The sequence below is a fragment of the Trinickia sp. genome (assembly GCF_057351765.1).
Map to the genome: position 1 here is coordinate 1 of NZ_JBMRBK010000090.1, position 3,813 is coordinate 3,813.

4 protein-coding genes are annotated in these 3,813 nt (G+C 64.0%); 3 read left to right on the forward strand and 1 reads right to left on the reverse strand.

Annotation, left to right across the window (positions count from 1 at the left end):
* Window positions 1–27 precede the first annotated feature (27 nt).
* The 3 genes from ACO1XS_RS24455 to ACO1XS_RS24465 all read left to right on the forward strand — a co-directional run bounded on the left by ACO1XS_RS24455 (window position 28) and on the right by ACO1XS_RS24465 (window position 3,272).
* Complete coding sequence (locus ACO1XS_RS24455; protein WP_331573666.1) at window positions 28–1,050, forward strand: aspartate carbamoyltransferase catalytic subunit; 1,023 nt, start codon at window positions 28–30, stop codon at window positions 1,048–1,050.
* A gap of 103 nt (window positions 1,051–1,153) precedes the next feature.
* The gene (locus tag ACO1XS_RS24460; RefSeq protein WP_486391907.1) at window positions 1,154–2,431 is read left to right on the forward strand and encodes a dihydroorotase; all 1,278 of its coding nucleotides are present in this window, start codon (window positions 1,154–1,156) and stop codon (window positions 2,429–2,431) included.
* A 34-nt stretch (window positions 2,432–2,465) separates the two neighbouring features.
* A complete protein-coding gene (locus ACO1XS_RS24465; protein WP_486391908.1) occupies window positions 2,466–3,272 on the forward strand; it encodes a lysophospholipid acyltransferase family protein in 807 nt (268 codons plus the stop codon).
* Here ACO1XS_RS24465 and cysC read toward each other — a convergent pair.
* On the reverse strand, window positions 3,269–3,813 hold a 545-nt coding region (cysC, locus tag ACO1XS_RS24470; protein ID WP_486391909.1), incomplete at its 5' end, for an adenylyl-sulfate kinase. The genes ACO1XS_RS24465 and cysC overlap by 4 nt on opposite strands.

Genomic DNA, 3,813 nt, shown 5'->3' on the forward strand with positions numbered 1-3,813 from the left:
CCGACCCACGTTTGCAGCAGGCAGAATATGAACACCGTCACCCCGGGGCAGGCCGACCATGCAACTTCGGCAGACCGTTTTCGCTACGGTTTCCTGAAGGGCAATCCGCAACTGACGAAAAACGGCGAGCTCAAGCATCTGCTGACGATCGAGGGATTGCCGCGCGCGATCGTCACGCACATTCTCGATACGGCCGAGCAGTTCGTGAGTGTCACCGATCGTGAGGTGAAGAAGGTGCCGCTCTTGCGCGGCAAGTCCGTCTTCAACCTGTTCTTCGAGAACTCGACGCGCACGCGGACCACGTTCGAGATTGCGGCCAAGCGCTTGTCGGCCGACGTCATCAACCTGAACATCAATGCATCGTCGACGAGCAAAGGCGAATCGTTGCTCGATACGATCAACAATCTGTCGGCGATGCATGCCGATATGTTCGTCGTTCGCCATGCATCGAGCGGGGCCCCTTATCTGATTGCGCAGCACTGCGCGCCGCACGTGCACGTCATCAATGCCGGCGACGGGCGCCATGCGCATCCGACGCAGGGCCTGCTCGACATGTACACGATTCGGCATTACAAGCGGGATTTCACGAATCTGCGCGTGGCGATCGTCGGCGACATTCTGCATTCGCGCGTTGCGCGCTCCGATATCCATGCGCTCACCACGCTCGGCGTGCCGGAGGTACGCGCGATCGGCCCGCGCACGCTGTTGCCGGGCGGGCTCGAACAGATGGGTGTGCGGGTGTTCAACAACCTCGACGAGGGATTGAAGGGTGTCGACGTCATCATCATGCTGCGGTTGCAGAACGAACGGATGAGCGGGGCGCTGTTGCCTTCGGCGCAGGAGTATTTCAAGAGCTGGGGGTTGACGCCCGAACGTCTTGCGCTTGCCCAGCCCGATGCGATCGTGATGCACCCGGGGCCGATGAACCGCGGCGTCGAGATCGATTCGCAAGTGGCGGATGGCCCGCAATCGGTGATTCTCGATCAGGTGACGTTCGGCATCGCCGTGCGCATGGCCGTGATGGGCATCGTGGCAGGCAACAACGATTGAGACGGTCTGCCCGATCGTGGCGCTGGCCCGCGCCGATGCACGGGCGGCAGGTACGCGCGCGGGAATGCGAAAACAAAGACGGACGGAATAAAGAAGGCAGCGCATGAAGATTCATATCGAAGGCGGCACGTTGATCGACCCCGTGGCGGGCAGCGAGGCGCGGGCCGATGTATTCATCGACGAGGGCAAGATCGCGGCGATCGGTACCGCACCGGCCGGTTTCGATGCTGCGAAGCGCGTCGATGCGAAGGGGCGCCACGTCGTGCCGGGGCTCGTCGATTTGTCCGCGCGGCTGCGCGAGCCCGGCTACGAATATCGCGCCACGCTCGAGTCGGAAACCGCCGCGGCGCTGGCTGGCGGCGTGACGAGCCTCGTATGTCCGCCCGATACCGAGCCCGTACTCGACGAGCCCGGTCTCGTCGACATGTTGAAATTCCGCGCGAGCAGCCTCGAGCGCGTGCACGTGTATCCGCTCGGCGCGTTGACCGTCGGCTTGAAGGGGCAGATCATCACCGAGATGGTCGAGCTGACCGAAGCCGGTTGTATCGGGTTTTCGCAGGCCGATGTGCCCGTCGTCGACACACAGGTGCTCCTGCGCGCGTTGCAGTATGCGAGCACGTATGACTACACCGTATGGCTGCGGCCGCTGGATGCCTATCTCGCCAAGGGCGGCGTGGCGGCGAGCGGCGCAGTTGCTTCGCGGCTCGGTTTGCCGGGCGTGCCCGTTGCAGCCGAGACGATCGCACTGCATACGATCTTCGAATTGATGCGCGTGACCGGTGCGCGCGTGCATCTGCCGCAACTATCGTCGGCGGCCGGTATCGCGCTCGTGCGAGAAGCCAAGGCCGAAGGGTTGCGCGTCACATGCGATGTCTCGGCGAACCACGTCCATCTGATCGACGTCGACATCGGTTACTTCGACGCGCAATTCCGGCTCGATCCGCCGTTGCGCGGGCAACGCGATCGCGAGGCGATCCGTGCGGGCCTGGCGGACGGCACCATCGATGCGATTGCATCGAATCACACGCCTGTCGACGACGACGAAAAGCTGTTGCCCTTCGGCGAAGCGACCCCGGGCGCGACCGGCCTCGAGCTGCTGCTCTCGCTGACGGTGAAATGGGCCCAGGAAGCACGTATTCCGCTGGCGAAGGCATTGAGCCGGATCACCGCCGCACCGGCCGATGTGCTCAAGCTGCCCGCGGGGCGCATCGAAGTGGGTGCCGTGGCCGATCTGTGCGTTTTCGATGCGAGCGCGCACTGGCGCGTCGAGCCGCGCGTGTTGAAGAGCCAGGGTCACAACACGCCCTTTCTGGGCTACGAACTGCCGGGCCATGTGATGGCGACGATCGTCGCGGGCCGTCTCGCCTACGAGCGCGTGTGAGCGCGTCCCTGCCGATCCGAATGGACCGACTCGAATGAAACTCGCGCTTGCCAAGGCCCGGCTGGGGCTGCACCTGCTGCACGGGATGTGGATCGTCGCGACACGCTTTCCGCACGCCTCGCCCGAGCGCAAGCTGATGCTCATCCGCGCGTGGTCGCTCAAGGTGTTGCGGCTCGCAGGCGTCAAGCTCGTCGTGCATCATGACGAGGCGCGGCTCGACCACGGTGCGCTGGTGGTCGGCAACCACGTCTCGTGGCTCGATATTTATGTCATCAATGCGTGGCGGCCGACGCCGTTCGTTTCGAAGGCCGAAGTGCGCCATTGGCCCATCGTCGGCTGGCTCGCGCATCAATTGGGCACGATCTTCGTGCACCGGGAAAAGCGCAGAGACGCCCATCGCACGATGCACGAGATGGCGGCGCGGCTGCAAGCGGGCGAGGTGATGTGCATGTTTCCCGAGGGCACGACCTCGGATGGTCTCGACTTGTTGCCGTTTCACTCGAACCTGTTTCAAGCGGCTGTTTCGGCCGGTTGCCGCGTGCAGCCCATCTGCCTTTTATACGAGGATGCCGAGGGCCGGCAATCGACGGCGCCCGCTTATATCGGCGATATGTCGCTGGGCGAATCGGTCGATACCGTCTTGCGCGGCGGTCCGTTGACGGCGCACTTGTATGTGGGCGACGCAATCGACGCGGTAGAGGACAGGCGCGTACTGGCGGCGAGGGCTAGAGATGCCGTGGCGGCCGGTCTTGCTCGATTGAGGCCATCGCAACCGGCGCCGGCCATGGCGCCGAGCGCTTCGGATACGGCACCGCTGGGTGCCGAATACGATCAGCGTTAAACCGCAAAGCGCACCGGCGCGATGTTCGCTTGAATGAATGACTCGAATCGCGCGACGGAATCATCGATCGTGAGACCGGCCGTATCGATCGTCAGATCGGGCGAGACGGGGGCCTCATAGGGCGACGATACGCCCGTGAACTCAGGCAACTCGCCGCGTCGCGCACGTGAATAGAGTCCTTTCGGGTCCCGCGATTCGCATACGGCAAGACTGCTGGCGACGTGCACTTCGAAGAAGCGCTCGCCGACGATCGAACGCGCAAGACTGCGATGCTCGCGTGCCGGCGAAATCAGCGCGCCGATCACGACGAATCCCGCGTTTTTGAATAGCGCGGCCACTTCGGCGGTGCGGCGGACGTTTTCCAGGCGGTCGGCGTGGCTGAAGCCGAGGTTCGAATTCAGGCCGGTACGCAGGATGTCCCCATCGAGCACCACTACCATGCAGCGCCTCGCTTCGAGCCGTTCCTTGACGGCATGAGCGAGCGTCGATTTGCCGGCGCCCGAGAGGCCCGTCATCCAGAGGACGCCGCCGCGCTCGCCGG